Genomic DNA, 14,617 nt, shown 5'->3' on the forward strand with positions numbered 1-14,617 from the left:
TATGTGCCGGTGTTATGGGGAGCAGGGGGCGGATTGCTTCGGTGATCACGCAACGCTTGGGTTTCTGCTGTTGGTAAAACTGGCATCAGGCCTTTGGATGGATGGGGCCAGATGATGGCGATCAGATAGCTGACTTCTTTGTGATCACCATTGATGTGCCACAAAGATGCGCCATAAAAAAAGGCCATTGCAGTGGCAATGGCCTGATGGGCGTTGAGATATCGTTGAGGTCGGCGCGGCGGAATTAGCGCCCCTTCTTGCCAACCATGATGGCGATCGTCTTGCCAATGATATGTACATCCTGCACCAGCCAGCGCCAGGGGTGGAGCAGGGCGACCGAGTAGGCCAGATCGAACGCCAGCTTGCTGCGCACATCATCGAGCGACTCGTCGTAACCCTGATTGACCTGTGCCAGACCTGTAATGCCGGGGGCCACTTCATAGGTGCGTTCGATAAAGTACGGCACCGCATCTTCCAGCCGGTTGGCGATCCCGGGTCGCTCTGGGCGGGGGCCGATCAGCGACATCTCCCCCTTGAGCACATTGATAAACTGCGGCAGCTCATCGAGCCGGGTTTTGCGCAGAAAGTCGCCGCTGCGGGTGATCCGGCTGTCCCCCTTGCCACACCAGACCGGCCCGGTGGCCGCCTCGGCGTCGGCGCGCATGGTGCGAAACTTGATCATGAAAAAGAGCTCGGTATGGGTGGCGTGGCTGCGCCCGATCCGCAGCTGACGAAAGAACACAGGCCCCGGGCTATCGAGGCGGATGGCCAGCATGATCAGTGGCCACAGCGGCAGCGTCAGCAGCAGGCCAAGAGTGGCACCTAGCAGATCCATGCTGCGTTTGACCACCAGGGTCAATCTTGGAATGGGGTGTGTCATACGGCTTTCTCCTGTGACATGAAACGTATGGGGGCGCGCAGGCAGTAGCGCAGGGTGCCCATGCCGTTGTACCAGTGTCCGAGTACCAGATAGTGGATTTTGCGAAACAGATTGGGCCAGGGGTGCACAGGGGTCAGCTGGATCAAGATGACCAGCAGATACCCCAGCAGTTGCAGCCCCAGCAGCAGCTGAAACAGCAGGGATTGGGTGGCCAGCGGGATGGCGCAGAGCCACAGCAGGGTCAGGCAGAGCGGCATCAACACCCGCAGCCCCTTGCCACTGGCAAAGTTGAAGGCAACCCAGCCGAACTTGGGGTGCAGCAGGGGCAGCAACCGCAGCAGCTGCTGGGTGTTGCCGGCCCCGATCCGCTTGCGCCGTGTCGCCTCCAGCACGGCATCGGAAACTTCCAGCTCCAGTGCGGCGCAGCGATTGTCATAGACCGCCCGATACCCCTTGGCGATGGCCTGCATCGGCAGGATGAAATCGTCGTTGATGGTATCGGCAGCCAGCGGGGTGAGGCACTCCCGGCGCATCATGTAAAAGGCCCCGTGAGCACCCAGCATGCCGCCAAGGGCCGATTCGCAGAGCTTGATCTGGCTTTGATAGTGCCAGTAACTCTCCTCGCCCTGTGAGCCCGGTTGCCAGAAGCGGTACGCTTCCCCAACTACCCCTACCTTGGGATCGGCAAAATGGGCGACCGCCAGCAGCAGGCTGTCGATGGGCAGCAGGGCCGAGACATCGGTGAGGGCTACCAGATCGCTGTGCACCCGGGTCATGGCCTCGTTGAGCACGGCGACCTTGCCGCGATTGCGCGGGTGATCAAACAGCCTGATCTGCAACTGCTGCAGGGCGGGATCACCGAGCTGGCTGAGCGCAATGGGGTAGCTGTTGTCGCTGCAGCCGTCGAAATGTACATGCACCCACAGCTTGTCGGCGGGGTAATCGAGGCTGGCGAGGTTTTGCAGTTTGGCCGCGATGGTCGCCGCCTCGTTGTAGACCGGCATCAGCAAAGTGATGGTCGGCAGCGCCTCATCGGTGGCGTCTGTTTTGAACCCCCGATCCAGGGGGCGGGGCGGATTGGCGACCTTGCGCGCCTGCCGACCACCAAATTTGAGCAGCAGGGGATAGCCGACATGGTGGTAGACCACCAGTACAGCGCACAGCCAGAATACGATCATGATCCATTCCATGGGATGCTCCTCTGGTCATCGGGTCGCTTGATCAGCGGCTGTAAAGCTGCTGATAGGCCTGAGCCATCCGGCTCAAGCTGCTTTGCTGGCACACAAACTCACGGGTGACGGCACGCAGGCTATGGCACTGCAGCAACCCTTGTGCCAGAAGCTGGGCAAGGCGGCCGGGATCCCGCTCCGACAGGATATGGCCGCTGGCCTGGCAGACGATCTCTCTGGCCGCCCCCACGTCGCTCATCACCACCGGCACCCCGCAGGCCTGCGCTTCCAGCACGCAAAGCGGCATCCCCTCCGCCAGTGAGGGGAGGCAGAAGAGATCCAGCCCCTGATAGAAGCGCGGCATGTTTTCGACCAGCCCCAGAAAATGGACTCGATGGGCGATCCCCAGCTGCTGACACTGTTGTTGCAACGCATTTTGCAAACTGCCGACCCCAGCCAACGCAAGATGCACCTCCTCCGGCAGGGCGCGGATCGCCTCCAGCAGCAAGGTGTGACCCTTGACCGACTCAAGGCGGGCGGCGCAGCCAATCAACTTGACCCCTTGTGGCAGCCCCATCTCCTGACGGGCGAGGGCGGCGGCGCCCGGGGCAAAACGCTGCTCATCGATGCCGTTGGGGATCACGGTTGGCGACAGCTGGCCCAGCTTGGCCAGCAGCTGGTTGGCCACCGGCGTGGCATCGGCCACCAGAATGGGTTTGAAGGCGCGCAGCCCCCACAGGGCCAGCGTGCGCTGATGGGGATCATCGAGATACCAGGCATCGTGCTCTGTGTGTACCAGGGTGGGCACCCGTGCCAGCCGACTGGCCAGGCCGCCATAGAGCATGGGCCCCAGATGGTGGGTATGTACCGCGACGGGCTTGAGTTGGCGCAGCAGTCGGGTGAGCCGCCAGAGGGTCGACAGCGACCAGCCCGCGGGCTTTTCCAGACAGTGAATGTGGCCAGCAAAGGGATGCAGAGCGGGCCACGCCCTTAGCACATCCCCTTTGCACCCTTCGAGGGAGATGATATGCACCGGTTGCTCGGCCGGGCTTGCCTGAGTGAGGTTGAGCACCATGGTCTCCAGCCCGCCGGGCTGCAGGTGCTGCACGATTTGTACGACAGGTTGCACGACAGACTGAACGACGGGCTGGGCGCTGGCGCCCCTGCGGGGATGGGGTCTGTGCGACGGGGTTGATGACAACATGGTTCGCGCTCCGGCAAGGGAAGGGGTGACACCCCGGATAGCGGGAGAATGCGAATCTTGTACCACTCTTGCTATCTGCCCACAGAGGCGATCAGCTCCTGTAGTGGCACTGCCTTTGCATCGTGCCGGGGGAGGGCTTTTCTCAGGGAGTGATGCCATGCCTGTTCAGTTCTATTACAACCTCTACATCATTCTCTTTGCCGCCTGGCGCCGTCGTTATCTGCTGGTGATCCCGGTACTGGTGATGCCGCTGGTGGGCGTGACGGTCGGCCTGCTCACCCCCAAGGAGTATGAGAGCCGCACCACCTTTATGGTGCCGCAAGATGCCAACCAGACCCCGACCCTCAAGGATCTGATCACTCAGGAGAGTCTCAAGGATCGCTTTGCGGTGCTCGAAGCCCTGCTGCGCAGCCGCTATGTGCTCGATGGAGTGGCGCGGGATCGCGGTCTGGTCAATGACGAGACCCCGCCAGCCCAGCGCGATGCCATCATGGACTGGCTCTCGAGTGCCGTCTCGCTGCGGCTGATTGGCGATGAGGTGATCGAGATAAAGGTCAAGGCGGATTCGGCGGCCAACAGCGCCGGTTTGCTCGAAGCCATTTCACGACGTTTTTTCTTCAACCTGCTCAGCAAGGGGCGCCAGTCGGCGGAGTCGTCCGAACGTTTCCTGCAAAGCCAGCTCGACAGCCGCCGCAGCGAACTGCAAGCGGCCGAGCAGCTGCTCGCCGATTTTAAACGGGAGCATGCCAGCGCCTTGCCCCAGCAGCAGAGTACCAACGTCGCCCGTCTCTATGGTTTGCAGGAGCGTTATGCCGAGAGCCTGATCACCTTGCAGCAGGCCAAGGCACGGGTCGATCAGCTATCGCTGGGGCAAGAGAGCCAGCTGGCCCGCCAACTGGATGAGAAGCTGCAACTGATGCGCACCGAGCTGGTGTTGCTGCGGGCCCGCTACAGCGACGAGCACAGCGAGGTGCAGAGTCTGCGCTATCAAATTGATCAGTTGCAGCAGGAGTTCGAGCAGCTCAAATCCCAACCGGATATGGCCCGCGGGCCCGAGTGGCAGTTGGCCCAGACGCAGCTGACGGAGGCGGAGCAAAACACCGCCGGCCTGAAGAGTCAGCTGGATGGGCTGGACAAGGTGGTCGACTCCCAGGGAGATACCGAGCGCCAGCTCGCCGAGCTGGAGCGGGATCTGGCGGTCAAGCGCACCCTCTATCAGGATTTGCTGCTGCGCTATGAGAAGGCCAAGGTGACTGGCGATCTGGGCAACTTCGAGCAGGGGGAGCGGATCAAGGTGATCGACAAACCCTTTGCCCCCAGCAAGCCGAGCAACTACCCGCTCTGGCTGTTTCTGCTGGCTGGCATTGTTGGCGGGCTGGGGCTGGGCTGCGGTCTGGCGCTGGTGGCCGAACTGGCGGATGCCAGCCTGCGCCGCTCCGATCAGCTGGCCGCCCTGGTCAAGGCACCGGTGCTAAGCCGCATTCCCTACTGCGAGCCGGTGCTGGACTATCCATCCAATAGTGATCATGCGCTGGATGGGCAGGTGCTGCCCTTGTCACCAGAGCCGGGGTGATTGCCGTCAAAGCAGGCTGCCAGCCGGAATCTGGATATTTCTGAAAAGGCCTTGTGATAAGGCCTTTTTTATATCTCACAGATGGCTAACTATTTATTGTTACTTGCCTATAACAGATGGGTGTTGCTTTATATTACATACTGCAACTTATCTTATTATTTCTTGGCAAGGGTGATAGATGTTGCATTTTCTATTTTAGTTTCTTGACTGTAGCCTTACCTAATGGTAGTGGTAAAGCTAATGCAACTTTTATTTGCTCATGAACAAACTATGAGCTGATTGGCTCTGAAATCGTTATTTAAGTTATTTATTGATGTTGGTAAGACACTGTTTTGGTGAGGCTAGATGTAAGGGGTTGCTTACATATTTATAGTTTTTCTAATCAATTCTCTAGGTAAATAAAAATGGGTAAATGGGTAACAACAAATACAGCGTTCACTTCGTTTTTAAGTGACCGCGTTGGATACAAATCTGGATTGGCTCTTTCGAGAGACGAAATGGTCGATCTTTTAGATAAGAGTGATCCTTTGTTGAACATTATTAAAAATGATAATGAAAAACTTGTGCGTATACCGACAGATCAGATTGAAGATTCCTTTCAGATTATCTTGTGCCGATTGGGGGTCATAGAACAACCATTTGTTGGGCATGGTCCCACACTTCTCAAGTTTGAGTTTCTCAATAATCCTGAGCAGCAATTTTTACTTCAACAAGTGCTCCAGCATTTGGGTGAAAACCACTTCGATAGAGGCCACAAATCCATATTTGATAACTTTGACGAGCAACAGTTTTTTATAAAAATAAAAGAAAAATATGGGGTTATGGCATGTTCTATTAGCCAAAGATTGGTAAAATTGATAAAGGATAGTGAGGAAGCTAGTCCTTGGGATTGGCTTAGTGCAAGAGTTATGGAATGGAAATCTCCAATTGAACTAAAAGAGTTGTTTGAAAGTGAGTCTCTCAACGCACTGTATGGACGTTTTCTGGATCAGAGGTATATAAATTATCTGGCAGAGAATCCAGACAAGTTATCTAGTATGAATTGGAGAAAATTTGAGGCTCTAACTGCAGAGTACTTTGAAAGGTCTGGTTACAGAGTAGAGATTGGTGAGGGAAGAAATGATGGGGGCGTTGATATTAGGGTTTGGGGTCAGGTCGATAATAAAAGTCTCGCTCCTGTAACCTTAGTCCAATGTAAGCGTACTAAGTCTAAAATTGATAAAGTTCTTGTTAAATCATTATGGGCTGATGTTGTGGATGAAAATGCAAGTAGTGGGGTGATTGTTACTACATCATATTTTTCTCCGGGAGCAAGCCAGGTTTGCAAGGCCAGAAAATATCCAATTCGCGAAGCCAATAAAGATACAGTAATGAGTTGGCTGAAAGAGCTTAAAAAAACAGGCCGTGGTGTATTTATGGGGGAGTGATTCACCAAAAATACATTAAGAGTAATCGCTAACTCTTGATATTGTTAGCTCCTTGGCTGTAGGTTATAAGTGTAGAGGGATGTGTATGAATATATGGCGTCTGATAGCGCATCACCAAAATGCATTAGAATCAATCGAGCTCATGAAAGATGTAGGTTGTATTGCAATTGGTTGGTCGGATATTGGAGATCTATCGGAGATTAACCCAGGCAATCAAGCAGAAATAACAAATTTAATTAATATGAAATATCCTGAGTTAGGTAATGCCCATTTAGGTGGGCCAAGTCTATGGCATCTTTATAGAAAAATGGAGATAGGTGACTTTGTTATAGTTAATGCTCATAGTCGGCGTAATTGTGTGTTTGAGATATCAGGGGATTACTTTTTTAATATGAATGAACCTATCCTTGGATATATGCATCAACGTTCGGCAATTCTTACTGAAATCGATGCTGAAAAATTGTGGCAAGAATGTGGCGCAAATGTGCAGAAGGGGCAAAACATTCGTTGGACACTAGCAAGTTGTCATTTATCTACTAGTGCTGGGGAAATGATACTTGTTGAGGGTGCACGAGTTTCAGTATCATCAACAGCGATCGAGCGTAACCCAATAGCAAGGCGAAAATGCATCGAGCATTACGGATATACCTGTGCTGCTTGTGGGATTAACATGGAAAGAAAATATGGATTTATCGGTAAAGAATACATACATGTACATCATCGATCAGACTTAGCATTGAAGAATGGGGTTCATACAGTCGATCCGATCGAAGATTTAATTCCATTATGTCCTAACTGTCACGCAATGATTCACAGAGAAGTACCAGCAATGCCGTTAGAAAAACTTAAAAAAGCACTCACAGGAAATTCTTAGTATATGTCTCGAAAGGAATTTCAACGTGTAGCGTTCCTAATTCACAGTAGCCAAAGTGGTTCTTGTGTTGGGGGAGATATGTAGGCACCTTATCGACAATAACTTAGTTGTCAGATAGTGATCACTCAGGTTTTGATCATTTAGGATAGACAGGCCTTAGCCTCGGCAAAAAATCAGGGAGCCATAGCTCCCTAATCGCGACACACGGGGTGATAAATCAGCCGATGGCGGGTGCCAGTTGCCCGTTGGCGGGCTGCAGGCGTCCCTGATTACGGCGTTGATAGCGCCAGGCCAGCAGTAGCGGCATACCGAGCAGCAGCTGGGCGGCCAGCGGGATCTCCTCGATGGGGGCGGCCAGTGCACCTTCCGGAATAATGCCCCCCTCAATTTCGGCCGCCAGTTTGAGCTCCAGCGCATTGCCAAAGTCGGCGAAGGTGGTGGCATTGATCACAAACGCATCCTGACCGCCCGCCACGTTCTCCACATACCACTCTTGCAGCACCCCATCGGCATAGTCCTGACCTATGGTGATGCCGTTGATGGTATCGATGCCGGAGGCGAGCAGTTGATCCCGCACGGTAGAGGTATCCAGCCCGTTGTTCTGGATGCCGTCACCCGACACATCCATCACCTGGCGGGCAGCGGTGAAGTTGTTGGTATCAAACTGCTGGGCACCAAAGGCCATGGCCGAACCGGGGGCCGTCATCCCCGCATAGGGACGCACCAGGGCATCCAGGGTGGCGGCGAAGTTGTTGATGGAGGTCATGTCGTAGAGGTGGAACCAGTCGGTCATCAGACTTTGCTGGTTGCTGCTGCTCCACATGATCATCTGTACGGCGATGGACCCGAGTTTGCCGCCGCTGGTGTCGAGGATGGCGCTCTGTACATCCTGACTGTAAAAGGCGTCCACATAGCCCTGTAACTGCAAATTGAATTCCGATGAACTGACGCTGCCCGACACATCCATCAGCAGTTGCAGTTCGGTATCGACTTCGGTCAAGGCGTATGCGGGGGAGGTTACCAACAACATCCCCAGCAGCCCTGCCAACGGTTTGAGTTTCATTGCTCACTCCTTCTCCCTGGCGCTAGTGCCAGAAGGGGGAATGAATAAAGCGTGCCAGTTTTGTTGCATCCTCAGACTTGGCTTGATCCGGGTGAGGCCGGGCAGGCATGGAACTTGCGAGAACTTGCGACAGAGGTCAAAAGCGCTGATAACCGGCAGGAGTTGCGATGGAGATCCGTCCCTGGCAGTGGGCACCCAACTGGCTGCTACTTGGTTTGGCCAATCAGTGGGGCATGGTGTGGCTCAATATGGGCCACTTCAACTTGCTGGTGGTGTTGCTGATTGCTATCTGGTGGCAAATTGCATCGCGGGTTGCGCCGAGCTGGCGCCCGCATCCACTGGCGCTCGCCCTGTTTATCCTGCTGATCCTGATCCCCAGCGCCAGTTGCAAGGCGCTGGCCTGTCTGTTGCTGGTGGCCTCGCTATGGCGCCGTCATCAGAGTGGCGATGAGCGGGCGGTGTTGCAGATTGTGCTCGCCTTTACCGTGGCGGTGTTGTGGGGGCAGCAGGTGTTTGCCCTGCTCTCTGGCCCTGTGCTGGCGCTTGATGCCTGGGGGGTAGGCCAGTGGTTGCAGCTGCTGGGCTGGGAGACTCGCCTTGATGGCAATCGCATCGAGCGGTTGGGGGGCCATGCCCTGATTGTGCTCAAGGGGTGCTCCTCGTTTTCTCAACTCTATCTGGTGGTGCTCTCCTGGCTGGTCTCCTGCTGCTGGCTGGCGCCGGAGCGCCCCCTCTACCGGCAGTGGCCCATGTTGCTGCTGGTCTGCCTGCTCTATATCGGGGCCAATCAGCTGCGGTTGGTGCTGATGAGCCTGGATCTGCGCTGGTATGGCTGGCTGCATACCGGTTCGCTGGCCCAGCTCTACCAGTGGGCCATCATGTTGCTGGTGATGACCATCCTGTTTCTAAGGGGGCGCCATGATGCGTCTATCTAGGGGATATCTGCTGCTGTTGCTGGTGGCGCTGAGCAGTGCTGCCGCCATGGGCTGGCGTTATCAGAACCGGACGATCAATGAGGGGGCCAAGCCCATGCTGATGGAGCTGGTCCAGCTGGGATGGCGCTTGCGGGTGGCTACGCCGGTACTGGGCGGCACCTATGTCAGCTATCAGCTGGCCCATCCTCGTTGTGATGGTCTGCTGCAGGCCATGCTGGTGGCGCCGGATCGGGAGGCGATGTCAGTGACGCTGGCGGGTGAAGGGATGAGTCAGGGGGTGATGTTTTTAGGCGAGCTGCACCAGAGCCCGCCGCTGCTCTCGTACCGTCTGACCCAGGGTTGGCGCAAGTTGTGGGGGCTGACCCCTTATCCCCTCTATCGGGTGGCCTTGCCGACTTCTTGCATTGACCTTATTGCGCCGCCGCTGGGGTGACTGACCCCGGTTCACCGTTTGGCAGAATGCGGATCAGCAAGGTATTGGGGGCCAGCATGGGGTCATAGCGGGGCTCCAGTTCAATGGCGCGAGCTCCCAGCAAGCGGGTGAGTGCGGTCAGCCGCACGCTCGCCATCCGCGCACTCTCCAGCATGTCGGTTTGCAGCCCGGGGCCGCTTACCAGCGCAATCCGGGCCGGATCCTTGCGTCCCAAAAACTGATGCAGCAGTTGCTCCTGATCCGCTGGCAGTTGTGTCTCCGCTTGCTGGTACTGCAGTTGCAGCTGGGGCTGTTCGGCCATTTGCTGTTCCCGCAACTGGTTGAGGATCGGCAGGGTCTCATTGACCGGCTCCTGACGGGCGCAACCGGTGAGCAGCAGCGGCAGCATCAGGGGCAACAGGCGGCGCAGGGCGCTGTCTTTGGCTGTGGCGGGGGGAATCTGGTTGGCCATACGCAGTCACTTCAGGAGGATGAGTTGGCACCAGTTTGCAATGTTTTCAATCCCTTGGCCAGTTGTTCAATCTCGCGGCGCCACTGGATCCAGGCGGCAGAGGGCAGTTGCTCTGCCACCTGCCAGCGGGTCGGCAGCTGATCGCGCAGGCGCTCCAGCAGAAGGGCAGCCTCCACCTGATAGCGGGCCTCCTGCTCCAGCCAGGCGAGCCAGCGCAGATCTTCGATGGCTTGCTGCAACAGCAGCAGATCGTGGGAGAGGCGGTGCGCCTCGCAGGCTTGCGGGCCGAGCAGCATAAAGTCGCTCTCCCGCCCATCGGTGGGGTCATAGGGCAGGGCGGTGGGCATGCGGCCATGCCACTGCAAATAGCCCTCGGCGCCGCTTTGCCACAGATAGAACCCGGCGGCTCTCGGGGTGCCCAGATTGTAAAACCAGGGGGTGACCTTGTGCTGGCGTACCCGCGCCACATCGGCCTTGTCGGCGCCAAAGCCTGCGTTGATCAGGGCAATCTCCACCTCTGCCAGCAGACCAACCTGACCCGGATGATTGAAGTGACCTGCGCGGATCACCGCCGGATCCCGCCGTTTCATCTCCCGCGCCAGGGTGGTGATGGCGGGCAGGGTGGCAAGATCGGGCTCATCAAAGAGGCTCCATGCCAGCGGGGGCAAGCCGCTGGCGGTCAGCCCCTGTTGCCGGGCCTGCCACTGATCAAGCTGGCTGGCAGGGTCGCCCCCCCAGCGTTTGAGCGGGGTATAGGCCAGCAGGGGCGGCACAAAGCCGAGCCCGGCCGCCTCTCCCATGATCTCCCGCATCCCCGCTTCATCCTGTGGCAGGGCGGGTGAGAGGCCGCTGATCCCGAGTTTGGCAAGCCGCTGCAGATCGCAGCGACTGGCCTCGGCGATCTGCTCTTTTAACGCCTCGGGGTTGGGGCTCAGCCAGTTCAGATAGGGAGGCGCTTCGACATAGATGCCGACCGGCTTGTTGGCCGCGGGCAGAGTCATCGGCAGCACCTCGATAGTCAGCGGTAACTGCACCAGTTGCTGTTGGCTCAGCAGCTGAATATTGCCCAGATAGCGCCCCGCCGGCGCATCGCGGGGGATGGTGATCTGCAGCACCAGACGCCGAGGTACGTCTGCCAGCAGGGTGAGCCCGGCGATCCCCTCGACCAACTCCTGATCCGAGGGAGCCAGCAGGGTGCCGCTCGCCTGCGGGCGAACCAGATGCCACTTGCCGTAATAGGGGGTCAGCGCCAGCGGCGATCCTGCCTGCTCGGGGGGCTGGATCACCAGCAAGGGGGCCGGATCGTCGGTGGCGGCGTGGATGGCAAACTCCAGCAACAGCTGGCTGCCACGGGCGGCCAGCACGGGTTGCGCAGCCTGCTGCAACGCATCGGCCGCAGATAGCGGGGCGATCTGCAGGGTTGGGGCGGCATCCGTAATCGGCGTGAGGCTCAATTGCTGCGCAGCTGGGGCTGGGGCTGGGGCTGGGGTTGGGGAATAGGGGGCCAGAGTCCACTTTTCCAAAAACAGCTGGCGCTGCTTGGTCAGCACGCTTGCGGTAGCGTCAGCCAATACGGCGAGATCTTTTCCACTATTCGGGAGAGCCTCTTTGCGGGTGCTGGCCGGATAGGGGGCAAGCAGCAGCCCCGCCAGGTATTTGGCATCCGGTGAGTGACCCACCAATGTGATAGTGAGCGGGCCGCCGGGGTGGTTCAGGGTGACATGGACCGGGCCGCCCTGTCGTGCCCCGAACAGCTGCCAGGGATCCGGATTTGGCAGTGCCTCGCGAGATTGCCCCGCCAGATAGCGCCGCGTTAGCCACTCCTGCGGTTGCCACTGCTCGGCCCAGATGGGCTCGCCATTGACCAGCACGCTGCGCTCGAAGGGGTGGGGCAGGTACTCCCATTCACCTGGGTCATCCAGCCAGAGGGTGAGCTGGTAGCGTCCTTTGGCCAGGTCCAGCCGCACCCCGTCGAGATTGCGCAGCCCATCGCGCACAAGGGCATCGCCGGAGGGACGCAAGATGGGGGTGGGGTGGCCAATCAGCCGGGGATCCCCCGGGCTCAGGGGCTCAAAGCCGGTAAAGCGGGGCGCAGCCGCCGCCCCCAGATCCAGCGCAATGGTGCCCGCAGGCAGGGTCAGACCGGGTTCCCAGTACCAGCGGTGAATGGTCATTGAGGGGGCGTTATCGGCCATAAAGAGATAGAGCTTGGTGAGTTTGTCCAACGCCAGTGCTCTGGGCTGGCTGGTGCGCCACTCGCTCAAGGCAAAGCGCTGGGTGAAGGGGCCGGGTGCGACAATCCGCTCCAGATTGACCCGGCTGCGGTAGTTGACCGAGGCGTTATCGTCGATACGCAGGATCAGGGTTTGCGGGCGGGCGCTGGGGTTATGGCCCTCGATCACCAGTTCATCATCGCTGCCTATTGGCCAGTTGTGGGTGCTCAGATCGAGCCGCTGGGGTGTCTGGTTGTCTGTCAGGGGCAGCGGGGTCTGCCCCTCCAGCCGGGTGGTGGCCATTGCTGCATGGCAGCAGAGCAGGATAACCAGCCAGAGCCCTCTGCTCATCCGGGCAGCCCCTTCAACCAGTTGTTCAGCTCGGCAGCCTTGTGATCCCAGCTTTGCAGGGCAACCTGCTGTTGGCGTGTGTGGCGCCCTTCGCTGCGGGTGAGCCCCTCCCAGCCACTCTCCTGAAACCAGCCAGGATTGGATTGATCAAAGGCGGCCCGATTGATGGCCTGGGCCAGGCTCTCCCCATCGTGGGGGAGCTGGATCTGATCCCGATAGCCATCGAGGGCCGGAAAATCGGTGCTGACGATGGGTCGCCCTGCGGCCAGATACTCGCGCAATTTCAACGGATTGCAGGCACGGATCTGGGCGTTGTCGACAAAGGGCAGCAGACTCACCTGCCAGTGCTGGGCATAGGCCGCCAGCGTGTGATGGGGACGGGGCCCCAGCAGATGGATATTGGGGAGCCCCTTGAGGGGGGAGATATCGGTCTGGACCGGGCCAATCAGCACCAGATCCCAATGGGGCAGGGCGGCAGCCGTCTCTGCCAGCAGGGGGATATCAATCCAGTCGCTCAGGCTGCCGTAAAATCCGGCAATGGGACGGCCGGAGGGGAGATCCGCCGGACGCTCTCTGGGGGGCATAAACAGTTCGAGATCCACGCCGTGGCTGAGGAGCCGGGTTTTATGAGGGGGAAAGCGGCTGGCCAGCGCGGGGCTGGCGGCCAGAATGAGATCGGCTTTTTCCACCAGTCGGGCTTCGCAGTGAGCGATGGCTTGATGATCCACCCCCGCCAGCGCCGAGAAGTCATCGCCGCAGTAGTAGATCACCGCCCGCTCTTCGAGCTTGCCAATCAGATCGACGGCGCTGGGCAGGGAGATCCAGAGCAAGGGGCGATCCAGCTCGGGCAACTGGCGCCGGATCTGCGCCGCCAGCCAGTGGCCATTGATCTTGCCCGCCAGACGACTGCCCGGCAGCGGCAAGGCGAGCGGCGGCAGTACCCGAGGGCTGCTGACCTCTGATGGCGCAACCGACTGGCTGCCAGCATGGCGCGCACCGCGCAGCACGGCCCCCAGTTTGCGGACGATGCGGGTGAGATCATGAAGGGTAAAGCGGGGACAGCGCATGCCGATGGAGTTGACCCAGAGCACTTGATAATCGGGCATCAGACGCTTGATCAGGTGCTGGGTGCTGGAGGGGTGCTGGCCCCAATCCTCGCCCAGCACCACCAGTTGCGGCAGTGAGTGTGGTTTCATGCAAAGGTCTCCGAAGCGTGTGCGGGGTCGCTGTGATCCTGTGGCTGCAAGGTTCGCAGTACGGTGGCCGGTACACCCGCTGCCAGCACACCTGCAGGCAGATCCCGGGTGACGACGCTGCCTGCGGCGACAATGGTACCGGCGCCTATGGTGACACCGGCCATCACCATCACCCCGGTGCCAAGCCAGACATCCTGCTCCAGCACAATGGCCCCCACCTGTTCATCGCGATCCGGTTTGCCAAGGGCGCGATCGCGGGCGTTGATCGGATGCCCCGGGTAGCCCGCCAGAAAGGCACGCCCTGCAATCCGTACGTTATCCCCCAGCACTATCTTGCTGCCCACCGCCAGGGTGGTCTGCCAGCCAATCCCGACATTGCGGCCAATCACCAGCCTTGGCGTCTGGCTCGATGCCCGGCCGCTGATGGTCATGGCGGCGCTGAGGCGGCAGTCGGCCCCAATTTCGATGGTGACCGGACCGCTGATATAGGGGATGCCGCCATAGAGATAGAGGCGCGGGGCGGGGGCCGTCAGGCGAGATTGAAACAAGGGGGTCCACCAGAGGGTGCGGGTCAGGGTTGCCAGCGCGTTGCTGCCCAGCAGATAGAGCCGATAAAGCAGCCGATGCAGGGGAGGGATCACGGGGAATGACCAGTGGCGGGCACTTTTGGCCAGTCGCCATACCCGGCGAGCCAGTGGCGTTTCCCCCTGTTTGGCCCAGCTTTTCATCCGGTGCAGGTTGATGGTGTTCATGGCGACCTCTCCCTCTGGTGCAGTCCGTTGCTCGCTAAGCAGGAAGCAGGGATCGGGCCAACAGGACGGCCCCAGCTAGATCGGGCCAAATGGGGC

Annotated in this window: 13 protein-coding genes; 5 read left to right on the forward strand and 8 right to left on the reverse strand. The window is 58.7% G+C overall.

Annotated elements, in window-relative coordinates:
- Nucleotides 1–244: 244 nt before the first annotated feature.
- Genes G5533_RS02105 through G5533_RS02115 form a run of 3 tightly spaced genes read right to left on the reverse strand, consistent with a single transcriptional unit; the run spans nt 245 to nt 3,253 of the window.
- Nucleotides 245–880: a sugar transferase gene (locus tag G5533_RS02105; RefSeq protein ID WP_005333398.1), complete on the reverse strand. Its 636-nt coding sequence runs from the start codon at nt 878–880 to the stop codon at nt 245–247.
- A complete protein-coding gene (locus G5533_RS02110; protein WP_206901766.1) occupies nt 877–2,070 on the reverse strand; it encodes a glycosyltransferase family 2 protein in 1,194 nt (397 codons plus the stop codon). The genes G5533_RS02105 and G5533_RS02110 overlap by 4 nt, the downstream gene beginning before the upstream one ends.
- 31 nt (nt 2,071–2,101) lie before the next feature.
- A complete protein-coding gene (locus tag G5533_RS02115) occupies nt 2,102–3,253 on the reverse strand; it encodes a glycosyltransferase (protein ID WP_441254373.1) in 1,152 nt (383 codons plus the stop codon).
- 157 nt (nt 3,254–3,410) lie between these two features.
- Between G5533_RS02115 and G5533_RS02120 the strand changes: the two genes are divergently transcribed.
- The 3 genes from G5533_RS02120 (at nt 3,411) to G5533_RS02130 (ending at nt 7,127) form a co-directional block, all read left to right on the forward strand.
- The gene (locus G5533_RS02120) at nt 3,411–4,826 is read left to right on the forward strand and encodes a GumC family protein (RefSeq protein WP_441254375.1); all 1,416 of its coding nucleotides are present in this window, start codon (nt 3,411–3,413) and stop codon (nt 4,824–4,826) included.
- Between the two features lie 404 nt (nt 4,827–5,230).
- A complete protein-coding gene (locus G5533_RS02125; protein WP_441254376.1) occupies nt 5,231–6,253 on the forward strand; it encodes a restriction endonuclease in 1,023 nt (340 codons plus the stop codon).
- Between the two features lie 85 nt (nt 6,254–6,338).
- Nucleotides 6,339–7,127 (forward strand): HNH endonuclease, encoded by a 789-nt coding sequence (locus G5533_RS02130; protein ID WP_421204823.1) that lies wholly within the window; start codon nt 6,339–6,341, stop codon nt 7,125–7,127.
- Between the two features lie 217 nt (nt 7,128–7,344).
- Here G5533_RS02130 and G5533_RS02135 read toward each other — a convergent pair whose 3' ends face one another.
- Nucleotides 7,345–8,190 (reverse strand): DUF1194 domain-containing protein, encoded by an 846-nt coding sequence (locus tag G5533_RS02135; RefSeq protein ID WP_216953720.1) that lies wholly within the window; start codon nt 8,188–8,190, stop codon nt 7,345–7,347.
- 167 nt (nt 8,191–8,357) lie between these two features.
- On the opposite strand from G5533_RS02135, the gene G5533_RS02140 reads away from it, so the two are divergent.
- Together G5533_RS02140 and G5533_RS02145 are read left to right on the forward strand one after the other, a co-directional pair.
- Nucleotides 8,358–9,125: a hypothetical protein gene (locus tag G5533_RS02140; RefSeq protein ID WP_270658766.1), complete on the forward strand. Its 768-nt coding sequence runs from the start codon at nt 8,358–8,360 to the stop codon at nt 9,123–9,125.
- Complete coding sequence (locus G5533_RS02145) at nt 9,112–9,558, forward strand: hypothetical protein (protein WP_429025999.1); 447 nt, start codon at nt 9,112–9,114, stop codon at nt 9,556–9,558. The genes G5533_RS02140 and G5533_RS02145 overlap by 14 nt, the downstream gene beginning before the upstream one ends.
- On the opposite strand, the gene G5533_RS02150 is transcribed toward G5533_RS02145, so the two are convergent.
- Genes G5533_RS02150 through G5533_RS02165 form a run of 4 tightly spaced genes read right to left on the reverse strand, consistent with a single transcriptional unit; the run spans nt 9,536 to nt 14,521 of the window.
- Nucleotides 9,536–10,009 carry a hypothetical protein gene (locus G5533_RS02150; RefSeq protein ID WP_376887675.1) on the reverse strand — a complete coding sequence of 158 codons (474 nt, stop codon included), beginning with the start codon at nt 10,007–10,009 and terminating at the stop codon, nt 9,536–9,538. The two genes, G5533_RS02145 and G5533_RS02150, sit on opposite strands and share 23 nt — an antisense overlap.
- Before the next feature lie 11 nt (nt 10,010–10,020).
- On the reverse strand, nt 10,021–12,573 hold the full coding sequence (locus G5533_RS02155; protein WP_441254377.1) for a hypothetical protein: 2,553 nt from the start codon (nt 12,571–12,573) through the stop codon (nt 10,021–10,023).
- Nucleotides 12,570–13,769, reverse strand: a complete 1,200-nt coding sequence (locus G5533_RS02160; protein WP_441254378.1) for a glycosyltransferase — start codon at nt 13,767–13,769, stop codon at nt 12,570–12,572. The genes G5533_RS02155 and G5533_RS02160 overlap by 4 nt, the downstream gene beginning before the upstream one ends.
- A complete protein-coding gene (locus G5533_RS02165) occupies nt 13,766–14,521 on the reverse strand; it encodes an acyltransferase (RefSeq protein WP_368174096.1) in 756 nt (251 codons plus the stop codon). The genes G5533_RS02160 and G5533_RS02165 overlap by 4 nt, the downstream gene beginning before the upstream one ends.
- Nucleotides 14,522–14,617: the final 96 nt, after the last annotated feature.

This window comes from Aeromonas sp. A600620, assembly GCF_029479985.1.
GTDB classification, from domain to species: Bacteria; Pseudomonadota; Gammaproteobacteria; order Enterobacterales; family Aeromonadaceae; genus Aeromonas; species Aeromonas veronii_A.

Excerpts from the sequence above, each read along its gene's own strand:
- G5533_RS02105 (WP_005333398.1), bottom strand. The coding sequence starts at position 880 with ATGACACACCCCATTCCAAGATTGACCCTGGTGGTCAAACGCAGCATG.
- G5533_RS02110 (WP_206901766.1), bottom strand. The coding sequence starts at position 2,070 with ATGGAATGGATCATGATCGTATTCTGGCTGTGCGCTGTACTGGTGGTC.
- G5533_RS02115 (WP_441254373.1), bottom strand. The coding sequence starts at position 3,253 with ATGTTGTCATCAACCCCGTCGCACAGACCCCATCCCCGCAGGGGCGCC.
- G5533_RS02120 (WP_441254375.1), top strand. The coding sequence starts at position 3,411 with ATGCCTGTTCAGTTCTATTACAACCTCTACATCATTCTCTTTGCCGCC.
- G5533_RS02125 (WP_441254376.1), top strand. The coding sequence starts at position 5,231 with ATGGGTAAATGGGTAACAACAAATACAGCGTTCACTTCGTTTTTAAGT.
- G5533_RS02130 (WP_421204823.1), top strand. The coding sequence starts at position 6,339 with ATGAATATATGGCGTCTGATAGCGCATCACCAAAATGCATTAGAATCA.
- G5533_RS02135 (WP_216953720.1), bottom strand. The coding sequence starts at position 8,190 with ATGAAACTCAAACCGTTGGCAGGGCTGCTGGGGATGTTGTTGGTAACC.
- G5533_RS02140 (WP_270658766.1), top strand. The coding sequence starts at position 8,358 with ATGGAGATCCGTCCCTGGCAGTGGGCACCCAACTGGCTGCTACTTGGT.
- G5533_RS02145 (WP_429025999.1), top strand. The coding sequence starts at position 9,112 with ATGCGTCTATCTAGGGGATATCTGCTGCTGTTGCTGGTGGCGCTGAGC.
- G5533_RS02150 (WP_376887675.1), bottom strand. The coding sequence starts at position 10,009 with ATGGCCAACCAGATTCCCCCCGCCACAGCCAAAGACAGCGCCCTGCGC.
- G5533_RS02155 (WP_441254377.1), bottom strand. The coding sequence starts at position 12,573 with ATGAGCAGAGGGCTCTGGCTGGTTATCCTGCTCTGCTGCCATGCAGCA.
- G5533_RS02160 (WP_441254378.1), bottom strand. The coding sequence starts at position 13,769 with ATGAAACCACACTCACTGCCGCAACTGGTGGTGCTGGGCGAGGATTGG.
- G5533_RS02165 (WP_368174096.1), bottom strand. The coding sequence starts at position 14,521 with ATGAACACCATCAACCTGCACCGGATGAAAAGCTGGGCCAAACAGGGG.